This window comes from Microbacterium abyssi (assembly GCF_015277895.1).
In the GTDB taxonomy this organism is placed as follows: Bacteria; Actinomycetota; Actinomycetes; order Actinomycetales; family Microbacteriaceae; genus Microbacterium; species Microbacterium abyssi.
On record NZ_CP063815.1, the window covers coordinates 1827579 to 1847597 of the forward strand.

The following is a 20019-nucleotide window of genomic DNA, read 5'->3' on the forward strand; positions in this document are numbered from 1 at the left end:
TGTGGCAGCACGTTCCGGCAGTCTTCCCGCGGCGCTTCGAAGCCCCGCACAGATTCCCCTGCGGCCACTGGCCGGATCCGCGGCATCCGACACGAGAACCGGGCGCATCCCGCTCGCGGATCCGAGGCCGTCGGTGCCGGGCGGTTTTCCGGCCAAGGCGTTCGCCGGCGAGGTGGTGCCGTTCAGCGTCGTCGCGTTCCGAGAGGGGCATGACCGCATCGGTGCGCAGATTCGTCTCACAGGCCCCGATGGGACGACGTCACTGCACAGGCTGAGCGCGCTCGACGACGGCAGCGACCGCTGGCGTGCCGATATCGCACTGGACGCGCAGGGCTCCTGGCACTACCGCTTCGAGGCGTTCGCAGATGACTTCGCGACCTGGGCGCATGCGGCGTCGGTCAAGATCGCCGCCGGCGTCGATGTGCCGGTCGTGGCAGCCCTCGGCCGCGACCTGCTCGCCCGCGCCGCCGCCGACACGCGCCGTCCCGCGAAGGAGCGCGCAGCTCTGACGGCGCTGACGACGAGACTCGACGAGGCGGATGCCGCCACCGCCCTGGCCGTCGCGACGGATACCGAGCTCGCCGCGCTGTTCGCCGACCGGCCTCTGATGTCTCTGTCGGCCGAGACCGCCACGCAGACGATCGTGGTCGAGCGCGTGACCGCTGGCGTCGGAGCCTGGTACGAGTTCTTCCCGCGCTCCGAGGGCGCCAAACGCAACAAGGACGGCACGATCGCGAGCGGCACGTTCCGCACCGCGGCGAAGCAGCTCGGCCGCGTCGCGGACATGGGCTTCGACGTGCTCTACCTTCCACCCATCCACCCGATCGGGCGCACACATCGCAAGGGCCCGAACAACACCCTGAACGCGGGCCCTGCCGATCCAGGTTCGCCGTGGGCCATCGGCGCCGCCGAAGGCGGGCACGACGCCGTGCATCCGGATCTCGGTTCGCTCGCCGATTTCCGGGCCTTCGTCCGCCAGGCGCGGAAGGCCGGCATCGAGGTCGCCCTGGATCTCGCGCTGCAGGCGTCCCCGGATCATCCGTGGGTCGCCGCACATCCGGAGTGGTTCACCACGCTTCCCGACGGCACCATCGCCTACGCCGAGAATCCGCCGAAGAAGTACCAGGACATCTATCCGCTGAACTTCGACGGCGACCCGGCAGGGCTGCGCGAAGAGGTGCTCCGGGTCGTGACCCACTGGATCGCACAGGGAGTGAGGATCTTCCGGGTCGACAATCCGCACACCAAGCCGCTGCAGTTCTGGGAGTGGCTGATCGCGAAGGTCACGGCCGCCGACCCCGACGTGGTCTTCCTCGCCGAGGCGTTCACCCGGCCGGCTCCCCTGCGCGGCCTCGCTGCTGCCGGGTTCCAGCAGAGCTACACCTACTTCGCCTGGCGGAACACGAAGCGCGAGCTGGAGGAGTTCCTCACCGGTCTCGCCACCGAGACCGCCGACTACCTGCGCCCGAACCTGTTCGTCAACACGCCGGACATCCTCACCGAGTACCTGCAGTTCGGCGGACGCGCCGCCTACAAGGTGCGCGCGGCGATCGCGGCGACCTCGGCGCCGACCTACGGCGTGTACGCGGGATACGAGCTGTTCGAGAACGTGGCGCGGCCGGGCTCCGAGGAGAACATCGACAACGAGAAGTACGAGTACAAGCTCCGCGACTTCGCGGCTGCCGAGACGGCCGGCGACTCGCTCGCACCGTACCTGCGCCGCCTCAACGAGATCCGCCGCGCGCACCCCGCACTGGGTCAGTTGCGCAATCTGTCGGTGCACTGGAGCGACGACGACAGCATCCTGGTGTATTCGAAGCACCTGGACGGAGCGTTCACGCCCGACGGCGTGCCCGACACCGTCATCGTGGTGGCGAACGTCGACCCGCACTCGGTGCGCGAGACCACGGTGCACCTGGACACCCGGGTGTGGGGGGTCGAGCCCGGCGCACTGTTCGAGGTCGAGGATCTCCTCAGCGGCGAGACCTGGACCTGGTCGGATCACGACTACGTCCGCCTGGATGCGTTCACCGAACCCGTGCACATCCTCCATGTGAAGGCGCGATCATGAGCACTCCGCAAAAGGCCGCCATCCCCGCCGAGTGGGCGGCCGTGGCCTCCGGCTCCCACCACGCTCCCCACGAGGTTCTCGGCCCGCACCCGACGACGGATGCCGCCGGCCGCACCAGCACGACGATCCGCGCCCGCCGTCCTCTCGCCGAGAGCGTCGCCGCGGTCCTCGAGGACGGCACGCGCGTCTCCCTGGAGCATGTCGCGAACGGCATCTGGCAGGGGAAGCACTCCGGGGCGCCGGTGTCGTATCGCATCGCCACGGTATACGACGGCGGGCCCGAGCAGTTCAACGGCGATCCCTACCGCCACCTGCCGACCGTCGGCGAGCTCGACCTGCACCTGATCGGCGAGGGCAGGCACGAGCGCCTGTGGGAGGCGCTGGGCGCAGGCGCCCACCTGATCGACGGCGAGATCGGGGTCGCGTTCGCAGTATGGGCGCCGAACGCGAGGGCGGTCCGGGTCGTCGGCGACCACAACGGCTGGAACGGCGAAGGCCACGCCATGCGCTCGATGGGATCGAGCGGCGTATGGGAGCTGTTCATCCCCGGGGTCTCTCCCGGCACCGTCTACAAGTACGAGATCCTGACGCCCGACGGTCGCTGGATCGTCAAAGCCGACCCCATGGCGCAGCGCACGCAGGTGCCGCCGGAGACCGCCTCTGTCGTCCCGTTCTCGGCGTACAGCTGGAAGGACGGCGCGTGGATGACACGGCGCGCGGCGACTCATGCGGTCGCGCAGCCGATGAGCATCTATGAAGTGCACCTCGGCTCCTGGCGCGGCGGGCTCGGCTACCGCGACGTCGCCGACCCGCTGATCGCCCACGTGATCGAGACCGGCTTCACGCATGTCGAGTTCATGCCGCTCGCGGAGCATCCGTTCGGCGGTTCGTGGGGGTACCAGGTGAGCGGCTACTACGCCCCCACCGCCCGGTTCGGCACTCCGGACGACCTGCGCTACCTGATCGACCGGCTGCACCAGGCCGGCATCGGCGTGATCCTCGACTGGGTCCCCGGCCATTTTCCCAAGGACGAGTTCGCGCTCGCCCGCTTCGACGGACGACCCCTGTACGAACATCCCGATCCGCGACGGGGCGAGCATCAGGACTGGGGCACGCTGATCTTCGACTACGGCCGCCCCGAGGTGCGCGGGTTCCTCGTCGCGAACGCCCTGTACTGGTTCGAGGAGTTCCACGTCGACGGCCTCAGGGTGGATGCCGTCGCCTCGATGCTCTATCTGGACTACTCCCGCCGCGAGGGCGAGTGGGAGCCGAACGTCCACGGCGGGCGAGAGAACCTCGAGGCGATCCGGTTCCTGCAGGAGGTGAACGCCACCGCGTACCGTACCCACCCCGGCGTCGTGATGATCGCCGAGGAGTCCACCAGCTTTCCCGGCGTGACCGCGCGCACCGACCAGGCAGGGCTCGGTTTCGGCTTCAAGTGGAACATGGGGTGGATGAACGACTCGCTGCAGTACATCTCGCGCGACCCGATGTACCGCGCACACCACGAGGGAGAGATCACATTCTCGTTCGTGTACGCGTTCGGCGAGAACTACCTGCTTCCGATCAGCCATGACGAGGTCGTGCACGGCAAGGGCAGCCTGCTGTCGAAGATGCCGGGCGATCATGCGCACAAGCTCGCGAACGTGCGCGCGTACCTCGCATACATGTGGGGGCACCCCGGCAAGAACCTGCTGTTCATGGGCCAGGAGTTCGGGCAGATCGCGGAGTGGTCGGAGAGCCGACCGCTGGACTGGTGGCTGCTCGACCAGCCCTCGCATGCTCAGCTGCAGCGGTTCGTCGGCGCGATGAACGGCGTGTACCGCAGTACGGCACCGCTCTGGGAGCGTGACGGCGACAGCACGCGCTTCCGGCGCCTGGGTGCACCGCAGTGGGATCCGAACGTGATCGCCTTCGAGCGGCGAGACCTGCACGGCGGGCGCGTCATCGTCATCAGCAACTTCGCCGGCGTGGAACGCGCGAACCTCGAGCTCGATCTCCCGGTGGCCGGCGTCTGGGAGGAGATCCTCAACACCGACGCCGTGGAGTACGGCGGCACCGGCATCGGCAATTACGGCCGCGTGGCCGCCCACGCCTCAGAGGATCAACGCATCCCGAGAACGAAGGTCACGCTGCCGCCACTGGCGACTCTGTGGCTTCGGCACCGCTCGGGCACGAAGGCTTAGAAGAGCAGCGACGACAGCCGGTTGCGGGCCGACGCGACGCGCGGGTCGTCCGCTCCGACCAGGCCGAACAGTTCGACGAGGCGCTCTCGCACGGGTGTGCGCTCTTCGGAGGGCAGCACCGCGAACAGGTCGAGCAGACGCCCGAAGGCGTCGTCGACGTGGCCGCCGGAGATGTCGAGGTCTGCCACCGCGAACTGCGCGTGCACATCGTGCGGGCTCGCTGCCGCGGCGGCACGCGACTCCTGCAGGTCAAGCCCCTGCACCCGGTCGAGCAGGCGCACCTGGCCGAGTCCGGCTCGGGCGTCCTCGTCGCGCGGGTTCTCCGCGAGAGCCTTCTCGTACGCCGTGATCGCCGTGGCGTAGTCCCCCTTCTCGATCGCGGCGAAGGCCTCGGCGTGCAGCGGCGGAAGCGGCTTCTCCTGCTCCTGCTCGCCCTCGGCCGCGGGCTCCTGCTCGCCGCCGGCCGTGCCGGTCACACCGTTCTGCGCCGCGACCTGGAGCAATTGGTCGATGACCTGGCGCACTTGCTCCTCCGGGACAGCGCCGGTGAACATCGGCACCGGCTGGCCGGCGATCAGCGCCACCACCATCGGGATCGACTGCGCGCGGAAGCTCTGCGCCAGCTGCGGGTTCGCGTCGACATCGACCTTCGCGAGGACGACGCGTCCTCCCAGCTCACCTACGACCTTCTCGAGGATCGGGCTCAGCTGCTTGCACGGACCGCACCATTCCGCCCACAGGTCGACGACGATCGGCACGGTGCGCGAGAGTTCCAGGATCTGGCCGAACGTGGCATCTGTCACGTCGACCACGAAGCCGCCCTGACCGGGGGCATCGCCACCGACCGGCGCCTGGGCGGCATCTGACGGCGCGGCCGGGCGGTTGCGCAGGGTTGACAGGTCCACAGCGCCGCGGAGGGCTGCTGCCGAGATATCGCTCACTTGATCACTTCCACATCGAGAATGTCCTGATGCACGGCGAGCAGGCGCACCTGCTCGGTGGAGCCCTGGCTGGGCACGGAGAAGAACAGCTGCAGGCCGTAGGTCGTCCTGACGCCCTTCGAAGCCTCTTCGGCGCCGGTGAGCGTCTTCGCCTCTTCATTCTCGCCGAACCTGATCACGGCTTCGCTCGTGGTCGGCGTGATCTTCTCGCTGTCGACGAGGGACACCGCGACGATCGCACCGCTGTCCAGGGTCGCGAGTGCGACGGGGGGCTCGTCGCTCGGAGCGATGTCGAATGCGGCTTTGGAAGTCTCCGCGGCGCCGTTGTCGGCCAGGCCCTTGGTGACCGCCTTGCGGCTCTCGGTGATGGAGTCCGCCAGCGCGATCGTCACCGGGTCGAACAGCGAACGATACTCGCTCTTCTCCCCCGCGTCGACCACATCGGCGAAGGCTGTGGCGAGCTCGTCCGGAGAGAGCGCCAGGAATGCGGAGGCGTTATCGGTGATGAGGCTCGTGCCGAGCCATGCCGGCGCAAGCTGGGGCACCTCGGTGGATGCCTGCATCTCGGCGACGTTCGTGACCTTGTAGTTCGACCAAGGGTCAGCCTGGGTCATGGTGAGAATGACGGGCGGAACCGTGTCGTCGCTCTTGCTCTTGCTGAGCACCAGGACCGTGCGAGGCCAGGTGTCTGTGGCCTGCGGCAGCAGGACCTCGATGGCCTCGGTCGGAATCGCCGCCGGCATGGGACGGTCCTTGAGAGTGGCGCGCAACTCGTAGTCGGTGGAGCGTGCGCTGAGTGCGGTGCCGTCGAGTCGCGTGGCGGCGAGGTCGATATCCATCTCCGTGTCGGCTTCTTCGAGAGTCTTCGCGATGTCCTGAAGAATGCGGGATGCCTGCGCCTCGGTGACAGCTGGCGGCTTCTGGTTCTCGGGGGTGAGCACCGTCTGCGTCGGAGAGGGTGTCGGCGATGCTTCGCCGAGTTGCGGCCAGGAGTCGCTGGAGCAGCCCGCGAACATGAGCCCTGCCACACCCAGCGCCGGGAGCACGAGGAGGCGTCGCCGCCGTCCGATGGCCCGACGCTCGCTCTTCTCGGGTTTGGCGTCCGCCTGCGACTCGGGCTTCTCGGCCGGTCCTGCGGCCTGCGGCTCGAGCGCCTCGCGAACCGGCGCGGGCTCGACGGACAGGTCGATCGGCTCCGTCGCGGGCATCGGACCCGGGCCCTTGCGACGCGGACCGCGCCCGCGGCGCTGGTGACGGATCGCGAGCACGTACATGACAAGACCGAACAGCAGCACGGCGCCGCCGGCGGCGATCAGCGGCCCGACCAGCGGCGTCGAGGTGTCCAGCGGCCACGACACGACGATGTCGTCGGGTGCGGCCTCGGTGCCGTCCTTCGCGATGAGCACGCTCATGTCGTCGGGCAGCTGCATGTCCGTGATCAACTGATCCTGCTCGCTGAACGAGTCCAGCCAGAGGTCCGAACCCGCCGGGTTGCGACCCGTCTCTTCTGCGGTGCCGGTCTCGCCGTCCTCCGGCGCGACCTCAGGCTCGACGACGGTGCTCGTCGGGGAACCGCCGTCGAGGTCGATCGAGGTGTAGGTGGCATCCGAGAGCCATGCCTCGAGATCGGCCGTGCGACCGTAGGCGGCGAAGATGTCGCCGTCTCCGCGGATCAGCAGGGTCTGCTGTCCGGGGTTCTCGCGCAGCACGGCGCCGTCCACCAGCAGATACGGGGTCGGCTCCTCGACGTTGAGTTCCACCTGCTGGGCAGATGGGCCCATGAAGATGGTTCGCTGAGCGATGCCCGCCCCGATGAGAAGCGTGGCCAGGACGAAGGCCACGACGGCCCACACGAAACGCACGAAAAGTCTCCTTACGTGACCCGGACGCGTCATCCAGGTCTCCGCTCGACGTTTCAGACTAGCGAAACAGGCTGAGTGTTGACTATCAGGGGCCTTTCCCCTCGCCTTTCCGGCAGGTCGGCGAATCACGCCGCCATGCGCCGACTACCCTGAGATCATTCTTCCGGAGGAGAGCCGATGAAGCTGCACAATCCGTTCCGCACCGCGCTGGTCGCCACGCTCGGCGTGGGACTCGGCATCCTGCTGATCGGCAGCATCGAGTCGCTGTCGACTGTGCTGCTCTACGTCGGCACGGCGCTGTTCCTCAGCCTCGGGCTGGATCCCGTCATCTCGTTCCTCGAGCGTCGAAGGCTGCCACGCTGGCTGGCTGTCCTGGTGTCGATCCTCGCGGTGCTGGGTGTCTTCTCCGGAATCGTGCTGATGGTGCTCCCCATCCTCATCGATCAGATCAGCCAGCTGGTGCGGCAGATCACGGTCTTCTTGCAGAGCACACGACTCGATGACGTCAAGGACTGGCTGATCGCCACATTCCCCGGGCTTCAGCGCAGCTTCGTCGACGACCTGTTCACCAATGCCACGGACTGGCTCACCGAGAACTGGACGACGATCACCGAGAGCGTCGTCACCGTCGGCACCGCGATCGTGACCGGCCTGTTCGGCGCATTCATCGTGCTGATCCTCACGATCTACCTGACGGCGTCGACGCCATCGCTGAAGCGCGCTGTGTACCAGTTGGTGCCGGCATCCAAGCGGCCCCGCTTCATCGACCTGTCCGAGCAGATCACCGACTCGGTCGGATACTACGTCATGGGCCAGGTCACCCTCGGTGTGATCAACGGCATCCTCAGCGCGATCTACCTCAACATCATCGGCGCGCCCTTTGCGGCCGTGCTGGCCGTCATCGCGTTCTTCTTCTCACTGATCCCACTGGTCGGAACCCTCACCGGTTCGACGATCATCGTGCTCGTCTGCCTCATCCCGGGGCTCGGCTCCCCCGGGATGGCGATCGCTGCGGCGATCTACTACCTGATCTACATGCAGATAGAGGCATACGTCATCTCGCCGCGCATCATGAGCCGTGCGGTGTCCGTGCCCGGTGCCGTGGTCGTGGTGGCCGCCCTGGCCGGCGGATCACTGCTCGGGCTGCTCGGCGCGCTGATCGCGATCCCGGTGGCCGCCAGCATCCTGATCATCTACCGGCAGGTGCTCATCCCCCGAATGAATGAAAGGTGAGCGAAAGCCGCGGATCGAACCGATCAGACCGGCGATTCCTTCGGCAGCGGCAGTGGGCCGCATATCTGCGCGCTCACGCCACCTTCCAGCAGTGCGTGTGCCAGTGCCGGCGAGCCGCGAGGTCGGCGGCATCACCGAGAACGCCGTCAGCGCGCCAGACCACCTGATGCGCGGTGCCGGGTGCGATCACACCACCGCAGCCGGGGCACGTGTACTCCTTGAGCGATTGCCGCGCTGATACCGGCTGCACAGTCCATTCGCGGCCCTGCCGGGTTTCGCTGCGCTTCCAGCCCGCGAGCAGGCGCTCGAACGAGTCGTCAGTGTCCGGGCGCTCCTGACGCCTGCGATTCGAGCGTGGCATGGCTGCGCATTACCACCAGTGGTTGCTGGTCCAGAATGCGTGGGCAGCAGCCCAACTGCCGTAGCGCCCGGTCGCGTAGCCGTTCGCCCACCGCAGGTTGTCGACGGGGTCGTATCCGTTGCCGGGCACCTTGCTGCAGGGCAGCGCCTGAACGAGACCGCACGCGCCGGACGAGCTGTTCGTCGCGTTCGGGTTCCAGCCGCTCTCCCGGGACACGATGTAGTCGACGTAGCCCCAGTCACCCGATGCGATGCCGGCCGCCGCCATCCACTCGGCGGGCGCACCGCCGCCGGTGTAGAACGGCGTGGCAGCCACTGGCTCGGAGGGTCCCGACGTGCTCGACGCGGGCTCCGGCTCGGGCGGCGGTGTGGGTTTCGGCGTGACGTACACCTCGAAGCTGCTGCGGTCCACCGGAGAGATCGTCGCACCGCTGACGCTGACGGTCAGATCCTGGGTGTCGTCGACGGCGAGCGAGAACGATGTCTCGACATCGGCCTCCGGCTGTTCGGCAAGAGCCATGCCGGTGGGTGCCACGATGGCAGCCGCCAGGGCGACGACGCCGAACGCGGCCAGGCCGCCGGCGAGACCGCGCCGCGTCCAGTGTCTCTTCGCGGGCGCGGATCTCGGGGCTGCGGACCTCACCGGCGCGACGGCGTCGCTGCTGGGGTCGATCTCAGAACCGGAAGTCACAATAGCGTCAGTCTAGCCAGTCTCACCTGGGTTCACCATGAGAGCTCTCAGCGCACCGCGAGGATCACGTCGATCGTCGCATCCAGGATCGCGTCGACCTGCTCCTCGCGGTAGCCGTGTCGCTGCATGCGGAACGCCGCAGAACGCAGCTGCTCGACAGTGAGCTCATCCCCGTCGCGCAGGTACCGGACGATGCGTGCTGCAACGTGATCGACTTCGTCCACGCGATACCCGAACCCGAGAAGGCCGCTGCGGGCGAACTTGTGCCGGCGACCGCGGGCGAGGTGGTCCAGGATCACCTGCGCCTCGGCTCGCACCTTGACGACCCACGCCTCCGCGCCCTGTTCGCGTACGATCTGATCGCGCTCGCGTGCGGCGAAGGCGTCTTCGATGCGACCGAGCGCGGCATCCACGTCACCGACGACGTAGCCCTCCTTCACCAGCGGGAAAGAGGCCACCCGCACATCGGCGGCGCTGAGATCGTCGAGGCCGAGCTCGAACGTCTCCCTCGCGGATGCGAGGAAGGTGTCTACCGCGACGCGATGATACCCGCGCTCACGGCCTGTCGTGACCCGGAAGGCGGGCCTGGCGTTCTCGGTCACATCGTCCACCGTAGTCGAGGTCATGTCAGCGTCGCCCATGGCGAGAGCAGGAAGTAAAGGCTGAGCGCGGGGATCGTCGAGGGCAGGATGCTGTCGAGCCGGTCGAGCAGCCCGCCATGGCCCGGCAGCCAGGAGCTCATGTCCTTGATGCCGATGTCGCGCTTGATCATCGACTCTCCGAGGTCACCCAGCGTGGCCGACAGCAGGATCGCGATGCCGAAGAGCACACCGGCCCACCACGGCATCTGCAGCAGGAAGAGCGCGAGGAGCACACCGGCGGCGATCGCGGCGACGACCGCGCCGGCGAAACCCTCCCAGGTCTTCTTCGGGCTGATGCGCGGCGCCATCGGGTGCTTGCCGAACGCGAGACCGGCCGCGTACGCCCCGGTGTCGGAAGCCACGGCAACGGCGACGAACCCGAGGACCCACCACTGTCCGCCGTCCTGCCGCAGCAGGAGCAGCGCGACGCTGGTGAGGAAGGGCACGTAGATCTGGACGAAGCCGCCGACGACGGCATCCGTCAGAACGTCCCCGTACGTGCGACCGTCCTTCGCCGCCATCTGGGCGACCAGGCGCCACACGATCACGAACGCGACTGCGAACAGCAGCGTCACCCAGCTGAGCCAGGCCGGCGCGAAGTATCCGGCCACTACGAGGAGGACGCCGGCGGCCACCTGCGGCACGATGTCGATGCGGCGACCGGCGCTGCGCAGCGCGCGGGTCAGTTCGAAGATGCCGAGTATCGCGATCGCCAGAGCGATCGGGATGAACAGTTCTTTGATGAACAGCAGCGAGCCCAGCAGCACCGCGCCGAACGCCAGGCCGACCAGGATCGCCAGGATCAGATCGCGACCTGTGCGCGCCTTGATCCGCTCGTTGGCCTGGTCCAGATGCTCGCGCGCCTGGTGCACGTGCGTCTCGAACTCACCGCGCGCCTGGCGCAGCTGCTCGCGCATGACGGCCGCAGGATCCGCTGCGGCCACAGGCTCATGCCGAGCGGGCGCCTCGCCGTCCGGGGTCGCCGCTTCGCGGGCTTCGCGCCGCGTCAGCGGCTGCCCTTCGTCGGCGTCTCCGATCGACTCGTCCATGCCTGATCAGACCTCGAGGAGCTCGGCCTCTTTGCGCTTGAGCGCGTCGTCGATGAGATCGACGTGCTGGCGGGTGAGAGCGTCCAGCTCCTTCTCACCGCGAGCGATCTCGTCTTCGCCGACGTCGCTCTTGAGCGCGTCCAGCTCGTCCTTCGACTTGCGACGGATGCCGCGCAGGTGGACCTTCGCATCCTCGCCCTTGGTGCGCACGAGCTTCACGTACTCCTTACGGCGCTCCTGCGTCAGCTCCGGCATCGTCACGCGAACGATGTTGCCGTCGTTGGTCGGATTCGCGCCGAGGTTCGGCATGTCGCGGATGGCCTGCTCGATGGCCTTGAGCGCAGACTTGTCGTACGGGGTGATGACGAGCGAGCGCGCCTCGGGGTTCGCCAGTGAGGCGAGCTGCGCGAGCGGCGTCGGCGACCCGTAGTAGTCGACCATCACCTTCTGGAACATCTGCGGGTTGGCGCGCCCCGTGCGAACGGTGGCGAAGTCCTCCTTGGCGGCCTCGACGGCGCGAGTCATGCGGGAGGTGGTTTCAGCGAGGACGTCCGCGATCACGGTGGCTCCTATCGTCAGGGGGTTCTTGCAATTCTATCCGGGTGCACGGTGCGTGCCCTGGCAGGTGCGTCAGGCTGTGACGAGCGTGCCGATCCGCTCTCCGAGCAGAGCACGGGTGACATTGCCAGCCGGCTCCATGCCGAACACGCGCATGTCCATGCTGTTGTCCATGCAGAGGCTGAACGCGGTCGAGTCGACGACCTTCAGGCCGCGCTGCAGCGCGTCGAGGTAGGTGACCTTCTCGATGCGGGTCGCCGATGCATCCTTGTTCGGGTCGGCGGTATAGATCCCGTCGACACCGTTCTTGGCCACGAGCACCTCCTGTGCGCCGATCTCGAGGGCGCGCTGCGCGGCTACCGTGTCGGTCGAGAAGTACGGGAGTCCTGCGCCGGCGCCGAAGATGACGACGCGGCCCTTCTCCATGTGACGCTCGGCGCGCAGCGGGATGTACGGCTCCGCGACCTGCGTCATCGAGATGGCGGACTGCACGCGGGTGGGCGCACCGGCCTGCTCGAGGAAGTCCTGGAGTGCGAGGGCGTTCATCACGGTGCCGAGCATCCCCATGTAGTCGGCGCGCCCGCGATCCATACCGCGCTGGCTGAGCTCGGCGCCGCGGAAGAAGTTGCCTCCGCCGACGACGATGGCGATCTCGACCTCGGCGACCGCCGCGGCGATGTCGCGGGCGATCTGGCTGACCACGTCGGGATTCACCCCGAGCTGGCCACCGCCGAATGCCTCCCCGGAGAGTTTGAGAAGGACGCGACGGCGTCCGGTGCGTTCAGTCATGGGTGGATGTCCTCTCGTCCCGATTCAAGATACTGCCTTGTGGGCATGAAGAAGGGGTTCGGATCCGTGCGGATCCGAACCCCTTCGGCGACTTACGCTCCGACCTTGAAGCGCGCGAAGTCCGTCACGGTGATACCGGCGTCCTTCGCCACCTGGGCGACGGAGAGCTTGTTGTCCTTGGCGTAGTCCTGCTCGAGCAGTGCGACCTGCTTGACGAACGCCGACACGCGGCCTTCGACGATCTTCGGCAGCGCGGCCTCCGGCTTGCCCTCGTTGCGGGAGATCTCGGTGACGATCTCGCGCTCCTTCTCGATGGCGTCGGCCGGAACGTCCTCGCGTCGGAGGTACGACGGGTTGGCGAACGAGATGTGCTGTGCGATGCTGCGAGCGGTCACGGCGTCGTCACCCGAGTAGGCGACCACGACGCCGATCTGCGGAGGCAGATCCTTGCTCGTGCGGTGCATGTACACCTCGACGGCGTCACCGGTGACGGTGCGGACCTGACGCAGCTCGATCTTCTCGCCGATGATGGCAGCCTCGTCGGAGATCAGCTCTCCGACGGTCTGGCTGCCCGCAGACGCCGCGAGGGCATCCTCGATCGAGTTCGCCTTTGCGGCGGCCACGGCGTCGACGACCTTGTCCGCGAGAGCGATGAAGCGGTCGTTCTTCGCCACGAAGTCGGTCTCGCAAGCGAGCTCGATCAGCGTGACGCCGCCGTCCTGCTCACGCGAGACGACGAGGCCTTCGCTGGTGGAACGATCAGCGCGCTTGGCGTTGCCCTTCGCACCCTTCAGACGAAGGATCTCGACCGCCTTCTCGCGGTCTCCCTCGGCCTCTTCGAGCGCCTTCTTCGTGTCGACCATTCCGGTGCCGAGCTGCTCACGCAGCGCCTTGATGTCGGCGATGGTGAAGTTGGCCATGTGTGGTGGCTCCTTGCTTCGTTATGTGTGTGTACGCGGAATTACTTGGCGTCGGCGGCCTCGGCCGGAGCCTCGGTCGCTGCTTCCGGAGCCTCGTCTGCGGCGGGAGCCTCAGCTTCGGCGGTCTCAGCCGGAGCCTCAGCCTCAGCGGCTTCGGTGGCCGGAGCCTCGGCGGTCTCCTCGGCCGGAGCCTCGAGAAGCTCCTTCTCCCACTCGGCCAGCGGCTCGGCGTCGCCCGACTCGGGGTTGTGCTTCTGCTGCAGGCCCTCGGCCGCGGCGTCGGCGATGATGCGGGTCAGCAGCGAGACGGAGCGGATCGCGTCGTCGTTGCCGGGGATCGGGTACTGGAAGTCGTCCGGGTCCGCGTTGGTGTCGAGGATGCCGATCACGGGGATGCCGAGCTTCTTGGCCTCGTCGATCGCGAGGTGCTCGCGCTTGGCGTCGACGACCCACAGAGCCGAAGGCGTCTTGGTGAGGTTGCGGATGCCGCCCAGCGACTTGTGCAGCTTGTCGAGCTCGCGCTTCTTGAGCAGCAGCTCCTTCTTCGTGAAGCCCGAGGCGGCCGGGTTCTCGTAGTCGAGCTCCTCGAGCTCCTTCATACGTGCCAGACGCTTCGCGATGGTCTGGAAGTTGGTGAGGAGGCCGCCAAGCCAGCGCTGGTTCACGTAGGGCTGGCCGACGCGCGTGGCCTGCTCGGCGAGGATCTCCTGCGCCTGCTTCTTGGTGCCGACGAAGAGGATCGTGCCGCCGCGGGCGACCGTCTCCTTGACGAAGTCGTAAGCCGAGTCGATGTAACCCAGCGACTGCTGAAGGTCGATGATGTGGATGCCGCTGCGCTCGGTGAGGATGAAGCGCTTGACCTTCGGGTTCCACCGGCGCGTCTGGTGTCCGAAGTGCACGCCGCTGTCGAGCAGCTGGCGGATGGTGACCACAGCCATGGTCTTCTCCTTGTTCTGGCGCTCTCGCGCCGTTGAGGTTGTTCTCGCCGATCAGCAGATCAGCAATCCTGGTGCCCGGCGCACACCCACCCGCTCTTGCGAACGGGACCTATGGGAGTGGATGCCACGACAGGAGTCGCTTTGGGCACGCGTAGTCACCCCGGAATCGAGGTGCGACCTCAAGTGTACAGGATCGCGGGCCGCGCACTGCGCCTGCACATGCGCGGATTGACGCGGATTCTCCACGGTTCGCGCACCTGTCGCACCACCCACCCTGGGGCCTGGGCGAACATGGCGGCATGCCGTTCACGAGTGTGAGGAGAATTGGCCTGCGTGCGATTCTGCGCGGCGGCCTGCTCATGATGCTGCTGGTGGTGCAGCCCGCTGCGTCGGCGATGCTGGCGGAGCGCGACGACTGGCCATGGCCTGTGGCGGGACCGCACGACGTCGTCGAGCCCTTCCGCGCGCCCGCGCACGACTACGGCCCCGGTCATCGCGGCATCGACATCGCTGCGGACGCGGGCACCGTCGTGCACGCCCCGGCTGACGGGGTCGTCGCGTTCCGCGGCGTCGTCGTGGATCGCCCGCTGCTCACGATCGACCATGGCGACGGCGTCGTGACGACCTTCGAACCGCTGGAGTCCGACCTCTCCGTCGGGGCCGTCGTGCATGCGGGAGACGTCATCGGCACGGTGGCGACCGGCGGTCACGCCACCGTCGGCACCCTGCACGTCGGCGTCCGCGTGAACGGGGTCTATGTGAACCCGATGCTGATGTTCGGCGATGTGCCGCGCGCGATCCTGCTCCCCTGCTGCGACGCGGTCACGCTCGGGGGTGGGCCAGCCGGTAGGTCGCCGTGAGCCGCTCGGAAGACACATGCGTGTAGATCTGGGTCGTCCCGAGGCTCGCGTGCCCGAGGATCTCCTGCACCGCACGAAGGTCGGCACCGCCGTCGAGCAGATGGGTGGCGGCGGAGTGGCGCAGTGCGTGCGGCCCGACGGCATCCGATCCGATGATCGGCCCGAGCGCATCGGCGACGAGCGAATACACGGCGCGCGGTCCCATGCGTCCGCCACGGGCACCGAGGAACACGGCGGGCGTGGGGCTCGTCGCCCGCGCCAGTAGCACAGGGCGACCCCTTGTGAGGTAGGCGCCGACCGCTGCCCCGGCCGGTCGGCCGAACGGGACCACGCGCTCCTTCGATCCCTTGCCCAGCACGCGCGCGGTGCACCGGTCGAGGTCGAGGTCGTCGATGTCCAGGCTGCAGAGCTCGGAGACGCGCATGCCTGATCCGTAGAGCAGCTCGAGGATGGCATGGTCGCGCAGTGCCGCAGGGTCGCCGTCCGCGGCGATGCGGGCTCTGTCGTCGAGAAGCTCCCGCATGCCGTCCTTCGATGCCACCGCAGGCAGGGTGCGTCCGCGCTTGGGAGCGATCAGCCGGAGTGCGGGGTCGAGGCCGATGAGCTCCTCATCCTTCGCCCACGCGAAGAAGGATCGTGCGGCCGCGGCACGGCGGGCCAGCGTCGATCGTGCGTCGCCCCGCTGCGTGGCACGCCACAGCCAGTCGCGCAGCGCTTCGAGATCCACGCCCCGCAACGGCACATCGCCGACGGACGCCGACAGGTCGCGGAGATCGGCGCGATACGCCCGAACGGTCGCCGGCGACAGCCGGCGCACCTGCTCGAGGTGCGCCGCGAAGGCGTCCGCCGCGACCGTGAGATCCACGTCACCAGCATGCCGTGCGGAGGCGGAGCGAACCGGATGCCCCGCCGACGTGCAGATGCCCCGGCCAGTGCGGCCGGGGCATCTGCTGGGGTCGGTGCGCTCGAACTCAGTTCGACGCGGCGCTGGCGACCGAGGCGGCGCTGGGTGCGGACGCGGGGCTCGCGATCGACGCGGCGCTGGCTGCGGAGGCCGGCGCGGGAGCGGGGGCGGGTGCCGGAGCCGGGGCGGATGCCGCACTCGCGACGCTCTGCACGGACGCGGCGGACTGCACGGAGGCCGCTGAGCGAACGGTGGGGGCGGACTGCACGGTTGCGGCGGACGGGGTGCTCACGACCGTCACGGACGAGTTCGTCTCGCGCATCTGCACGGTGCTGCCGCTGAGCACTCCGCCGCGGTCGGTGATGGCACCGCCGGGGACGACCGTGCCGTCTGTCGTCCTCAGGTCCATCGTCCCGGCAGCTGCCGCGGCGCCTCCCGCGACGACGCCGATTCCGGCGAGTCCGGTGATTCCGTAGACGATCCACTTCTTGCTGAACATGTCATCTCCTGTCTGTGCGCCGGTGTTCCGGCTTCGATGTCTATATCCATCGTCGTCACGTTCGCTAAGGCTCATCGAAACCGACGATGAGAGCGTTCTTAGCCCGCTCCGGCCGATGGCTCCCTGCCGCCGATGATCGCGTGCGACGCATCGGCGAGGCCGATCGCGTGATCGTGATCCCCGCGCTCCTCCGCCGCGATGAGATGGCCCGCGAGGTGGGTCAGGGTCAGGCCGCGCACGCGGTCGTCCGCGCCCCAGGTGTCTGCGGCGAGATCCGCGAGCGCCCACACGCGAGCACGGACGCTGTAGTCGGTGAGAAGTGCGCTCGCGATCGCGTGCGAGAGGAAGGCCGCGGAGTCCTCCGCCGCATCTCCGAGCGCGAGCGTGTCGACGTCGATCAGTCCGCTGATGCGCCGATCCTCGAGGAACAGCTGTCCGAAGTGCAGGTCACCGTGGATCACGGTCGGCGATGCGGGCCCGGGGCCCGCGTCGAGCAGCCTCCGGGCCGCGGTCAGGATCTCGCTCGCCCGAGGCCCCGCGTGCGATTCGTACCACTCCAGCCGTGCGGCGGTGCCGGCGCCGCGATGGTCCCAGTCGGCCCGCGCCAGCGCCGAACGCAGCACGCCGACCTCGTCGAGCAGCTGCTGAGGATCCCATTCGACATCCTGGGCGGGCACTCCGGCGGCATCCGCCATCACGATGAGACCCTCGCCGGACCATCCGTGCACGGCGGGTACCGGCAGCCCGGCCGCGGCCACCGCGGTTCCGGCCCGGACGATGCGCTCCACCCGCGAGGGACGCACCACCTTCAGCCAGACGGGGCCAGCGGACGCCTGAATCCGCAGGACGGCGCGCCGCCCGGGTCGGTACGCGACGAGTTCGGGGACGGCATCGGTGACGATGCCCAGACGCGCGAGCAGGGTCTGCGCGGCATGGTGGAAGGCGACCGGTGCGAGCCCGGGGAGGTGCGGATCGGAGGGATGCTGCCAGATCCGCACCGTCGGCTCGCCCTCGTCCGCGCGGGCGACCAGTCCGGTCTCGGCGGGGACGGGCAGGCCCGAGGTGTCGACGTAGTAGAGCAGCGGTTCGCCGGCGTCCACCTGCGCTCCCGTCACCGATCCCCCGCCCAGCGGCTCGCGCGAGTGGAACGCGATGGCGTCGACGTCGAGGTCGAGAGCGGATGCCAGCATCCGCATGTCTTCGTCCGGTTCACGCATGCTTCGATTCCAGCACGCCGGAGCCGGTCACCGGATGAGATCTCTCTTAGGTAAGCGCCCGCCCCTCCACCGCGTCGGGATACTGGAATTGTGACCTCATCCGATGCAGCCCCTGCACGCCGACGCCGGTTGGCGATCTCGGTGCGCACGCGCATCGTCGCCGCCATCACCGCGGTCGCCGCGATCGGACTGCTCGCCGTGGGCCTGTCGGTGTACTTCGTCGAGCGCCAGCGGATTCTCGAGCAGGTCGACGCCCGACTGCACGACAATCTCGAATCGGCCCGCTTCATCGTCGGCGAAGGCGCCGATGGCGGCAGCTGGGACTCCTCGTCGACAGCGCTTGCGGCGGTGGTCCAGAGGATGAGCCCGGACGACAACACCGGAGCCATGGGCATGGTGGACGGCGTCATCACGACGGTGCCGGGCATCCAGCTCGATCTCGATCTGCAGGACGAGGCCGCCTTCGCACGCCACGCGGACGAGCTGCTCAGCGGCGAGGCACCGGTCATCGCGACGTACGCGGAGGACGGTTCGACGTGGCGGTACCTCGCGGCGCCGATCGTCGTCGAGGGTTCTCCGGAGCCCGCCGAGGTGGTGTTCGTGCTCGTCTACGACCTCGATGCCGAGCTCGCCGAGATCAACGACTCGGCCGTGATGTTCCTGTGGGCGTCGGCGATCACGCTGCTCGTGATCGCCGCCACCGGATCCATCGTCGCCACACGCCTGCTGCGCCCGCTGCGTCAGATGCGCGAGACGGCGGAGCGGATCACCGCACAGTCCCTGGACGAGCGGCTTCCCGTCGAGGGGAACGACGACGTCGCGGAGCTGTCGGAGACGATGAACGACATGCTCGACCGGATCGACGACGCGCTGGAGTCGCAGCGGCAGCTGCTGAGCGACGTCGGACACGAACTCAAGACACCGATCACGATCGTGCGAGGTCATCTCGAGGTCATGGATCCAGCCGACGCGGACGATGCGCGCCAGACCCGGGAACTCGCCGTCGACGAACTCGAACGCATGGGGCGCCTCGTGCAGGATCTCGCCTCGGCGGCTGCTCTGCACGGTCCGAGCCCTGTGCAGCTCCGGCACGTCGATGCCGCCGATCTCGTCAGGCAGATCGCGCGCAAGGCGCAGGGAATCGAGGGCGCCGAGGTGGAGGTCGGCCCCGTTGCCCAGAGCGCGGCCCTGCTGGATGCGGCGCGCATCACGCAGGCGATGCTCCAGCTCGCGCAGAATGCGGTCACGCACGGCGGTGGCCGGCTCGAGATCGGGAGCCGCCTCACCGCGGAGAGCCTCGAGCTGTGGGTCCGCGACTTCGGCTCCGGCGTTCCCGAGGACGTCAAGCCGCTCGTCTTCGACCGATTCCATCGCGGCGCCGACACCTCCGCACGCAACGGCAGCGGGCTCGGCCTCCACATCGTGCAGGTGATCGCCAGGGCGCACCACGGATCTGTCCGCGTCGAGGACGCGGATGGTGGCGGTGCTCTCTTCGTTCTCCGCGTGCCCGCCGCGCCGGCGCAGCCGCCGCTGCACGACATCTCTGATGATCTGGTGATCCCGACGCGGCCACCGCTGCCGCAGGTGCCGGATGCGGATGCATCCACCGACGCATCGACCACCCCAGGAGGTCGGTGACCATGGCATCGATCCTGATCGCAGACGACGAACCGCGCATCTCGGGGTTCATCGACAAGGGGCTGCGGGCGGCCGGCTTCGCGACGCGCGTCGCCGCCACCGGGCCGGATGCGCTCGACCTCGCGCAGACCGACGAGTTCGACCTGCTGGTGCTCGACGTGAATCTGCCGGGCTTCGACGGATTCGAGGTGCTGGAGCGGCTGCGCGGATCCGGATCGAAGCTGCCGGTGATCATGCTGACCGCGCGGGTCGAACTGCACGACACGATCGCCGGTCTCGAGGGCGGCGCGGACGACTACCTGGGCAAGCCGTTCCGGTTCGACGAGCTGCTGGCCCGCATCCGGCTCCGGATGCGCAGGGAGGAGCAGATCGCGGTCAGCGATCTCTCGCACGGCGATCTGCACCTCGACATCCGCTCGCGCAGGGCACGCGTCGGCGCACACGCCGTCGAACTGTCGGCACGCGAGTTCGCTCTGGCCGAGGAGCTCATCCGTCATGCCGGTCAGGTGCTGAGCCGGGAACAGCTCCTCAGCCGGGTGTGGGGCTACGACTTCGATCCCGGGTCGAACGTCGCCGACGTGTACATCGGCTACCTGCGGCAGAAGATCGGCGCCGACCGCATCGAGACGGTCAGGGGCGTCGGCTACCGCCTGACCTGATTT

At 68.3% G+C, this 20019-nt stretch carries 19 protein-coding genes; 6 read left to right on the forward strand and 13 right to left on the reverse strand.

What is annotated here, in order from left to right:
* Position 1 precedes the first annotated feature (1 nt).
* Together IM776_RS08865 and glgB are read left to right on the forward strand one after the other, a co-directional pair.
* Positions 2-2071 (forward strand): alpha-1,4-glucan--maltose-1-phosphate maltosyltransferase, encoded by a 2070-nt coding sequence (locus IM776_RS08865; RefSeq protein ID WP_194419715.1) that lies wholly within the window; start codon positions 2-4, stop codon positions 2069-2071.
* Positions 2068-4257, forward strand: a complete 2190-nt coding sequence (gene glgB / locus IM776_RS08870) for a 1,4-alpha-glucan branching protein GlgB (protein ID WP_194419716.1) — start codon at positions 2068-2070, stop codon at positions 4255-4257. Before IM776_RS08865 ends, glgB begins: the two co-directional genes overlap by 4 nt.
* On the opposite strand, the gene IM776_RS08875 is transcribed toward glgB, so the two are convergent.
* On the reverse strand, positions 4254-5198 hold the full coding sequence (locus tag IM776_RS08875; protein WP_194419717.1) for a tetratricopeptide repeat protein: 945 nt from the start codon (positions 5196-5198) through the stop codon (positions 4254-4256). The two genes, glgB and IM776_RS08875, sit on opposite strands and share 4 nt — an antisense overlap.
* Entirely contained in the window at positions 5195-7060 is a 1866-nt protein-coding gene (locus IM776_RS08880; protein ID WP_194419718.1) for a DUF8094 domain-containing protein, read from the reverse strand. Before IM776_RS08880 ends, IM776_RS08875 begins: the two co-directional genes overlap by 4 nt.
* 177 nt (positions 7061-7237) lie before the next feature.
* On the opposite strand from IM776_RS08880, the gene IM776_RS08885 reads away from it, so the two are divergent.
* Positions 7238-8293, forward strand: a complete 1056-nt coding sequence (locus IM776_RS08885) for an AI-2E family transporter (protein ID WP_194419719.1) — start codon at positions 7238-7240, stop codon at positions 8291-8293.
* A 73-nt stretch (positions 8294-8366) separates the two neighbouring features.
* On the opposite strand, the gene IM776_RS08890 is transcribed toward IM776_RS08885, so the two are convergent.
* The 8 genes from IM776_RS08890 to rpsB all read right to left on the reverse strand — a co-directional run bounded on the left by IM776_RS08890 (position 8367) and on the right by rpsB (position 14239).
* The gene (locus IM776_RS08890) at positions 8367-8654 is read right to left on the reverse strand and encodes a hypothetical protein (RefSeq protein ID WP_194419720.1); all 288 of its coding nucleotides are present in this window, start codon (positions 8652-8654) and stop codon (positions 8367-8369) included.
* 9 nt (positions 8655-8663) lie between these two features.
* Entirely contained in the window at positions 8664-9344 is a 681-nt protein-coding gene (locus IM776_RS08895; RefSeq protein WP_228479686.1) for an aggregation-promoting factor C-terminal-like domain-containing protein, read from the reverse strand.
* Positions 9345-9391: 47 nt separating this feature from the next.
* The gene (locus IM776_RS08900) at positions 9392-9970 is read right to left on the reverse strand and encodes a DivIVA domain-containing protein (protein WP_194419721.1); all 579 of its coding nucleotides are present in this window, start codon (positions 9968-9970) and stop codon (positions 9392-9394) included.
* A complete protein-coding gene (locus tag IM776_RS08905; protein ID WP_194419722.1) occupies positions 9967-11034 on the reverse strand; it encodes a phosphatidate cytidylyltransferase in 1068 nt (355 codons plus the stop codon). The genes IM776_RS08900 and IM776_RS08905 overlap by 4 nt, the downstream gene beginning before the upstream one ends.
* 6 nt (positions 11035-11040) lie before the next feature.
* Positions 11041-11595 (reverse strand): ribosome recycling factor, encoded by a 555-nt coding sequence (gene frr, locus IM776_RS08910; protein WP_194419723.1) that lies wholly within the window; start codon positions 11593-11595, stop codon positions 11041-11043.
* Positions 11596-11664: 69 nt separating this feature from the next.
* Positions 11665-12381, reverse strand: coding sequence for a UMP kinase (gene pyrH, locus IM776_RS08915; RefSeq protein ID WP_194419724.1), 717 nt, complete (start codon positions 12379-12381; stop codon positions 11665-11667).
* A gap of 92 nt (positions 12382-12473) precedes the next feature.
* Positions 12474-13301 carry a translation elongation factor Ts gene (gene tsf / locus IM776_RS08920; RefSeq protein WP_194419725.1) on the reverse strand — a complete coding sequence of 276 codons (828 nt, stop codon included), beginning with the start codon at positions 13299-13301 and terminating at the stop codon, positions 12474-12476.
* 41 nt (positions 13302-13342) lie between these two features.
* On the reverse strand, positions 13343-14239 hold the full coding sequence (gene rpsB / locus IM776_RS08925) for a 30S ribosomal protein S2 (protein ID WP_194419727.1): 897 nt from the start codon (positions 14237-14239) through the stop codon (positions 13343-13345).
* A gap of 299 nt (positions 14240-14538) precedes the next feature.
* Between rpsB and IM776_RS08930 the strand changes: the two genes are divergently transcribed.
* Positions 14539-15099, forward strand: coding sequence for a murein hydrolase activator EnvC family protein (locus tag IM776_RS08930; protein WP_228479687.1), 561 nt, complete (start codon positions 14539-14541; stop codon positions 15097-15099).
* Here the strand turns inward: IM776_RS08930 and IM776_RS08935 are convergent.
* From IM776_RS08935 to IM776_RS08945, 3 genes are all read right to left on the reverse strand, one after another.
* A complete protein-coding gene (locus IM776_RS08935; protein ID WP_194419728.1) occupies positions 15062-15964 on the reverse strand; it encodes a tyrosine-type recombinase/integrase in 903 nt (300 codons plus the stop codon). The two genes, IM776_RS08930 and IM776_RS08935, sit on opposite strands and share 38 nt — an antisense overlap.
* A 106-nt stretch (positions 15965-16070) precedes the next feature.
* Positions 16071-16502: a hypothetical protein gene (locus tag IM776_RS08940; RefSeq protein WP_194419730.1), complete on the reverse strand. Its 432-nt coding sequence runs from the start codon at positions 16500-16502 to the stop codon at positions 16071-16073.
* Between the two features lie 98 nt (positions 16503-16600).
* Entirely contained in the window at positions 16601-17719 is a 1119-nt protein-coding gene (locus IM776_RS08945) for a phosphotransferase family protein (protein WP_194419732.1), read from the reverse strand.
* A gap of 90 nt (positions 17720-17809) precedes the next feature.
* On the opposite strand from IM776_RS08945, the gene IM776_RS08950 reads away from it, so the two are divergent.
* The gene (locus IM776_RS08950) at positions 17810-19357 is read left to right on the forward strand and encodes a sensor histidine kinase (protein WP_194419733.1); all 1548 of its coding nucleotides are present in this window, start codon (positions 17810-17812) and stop codon (positions 19355-19357) included.
* 2 nt (positions 19358-19359) lie between these two features.
* Complete coding sequence (locus IM776_RS08955) at positions 19360-20016, forward strand: response regulator transcription factor (protein WP_194422576.1); 657 nt, start codon at positions 19360-19362, stop codon at positions 20014-20016.
* The last annotated feature ends 3 nt before the right edge of the window (positions 20017-20019 follow it).